This window comes from Mesorhizobium sp. M1A.F.Ca.IN.022.07.1.1, from assembly GCF_003997575.1.
GTDB lineage: Bacteria > Pseudomonadota > Alphaproteobacteria > Rhizobiales > Rhizobiaceae > Mesorhizobium.
The window spans coordinates 1-380 of record NZ_RZST01000753.1 but is presented as its reverse complement, the minus strand read 5'-3'; the positions used below and the strand labels follow the sequence as shown (position 1 = coordinate 380).

1 protein-coding gene is annotated in these 380 nt (G+C 63.2%); it reads left to right on the top strand.

The annotated features are described in order from the left end of the window. On the top strand, positions 1–380 hold a 380-nt coding region (locus EOA75_RS33775; RefSeq protein ID WP_164747805.1), incomplete at both ends, for an SUMF1/EgtB/PvdO family nonheme iron enzyme.

Sequence of the window (380 nt, the reverse complement as noted above, 5' to 3'; positions counted from 1 at the left end):
CTTTTGCAAACTGGCTGTCGTCGCGGACCGGTGAAGCATGGCGGCTGCCGACCGACGCGGAGTGGGCCTATGCCGCCGGTGAGCGATTTCGGGGAGACATAGAGGCCGGCGAAGCCGATCCGGCGAACCCCGCGAAGCGGTGGCTCAAGCATTATCGCAACGAGGCCACGCTCGGTCGCAAACCGGATCCTGAGCCGCGGGCACGCGGCGCCTTCGGCCTCAACTCAAAGGGGGTTGCCGACATTGCCGGCAATATCTGGGAGTGGACATCGACATGCTACACCCACACTTCGATCTCGAGCGACGGCGCCAGCATCGGCAGTTCGGTCGACAATTGCGGCGTGCATGTTGTCGAAGGTTTCCATCGAACTTCATCCGCG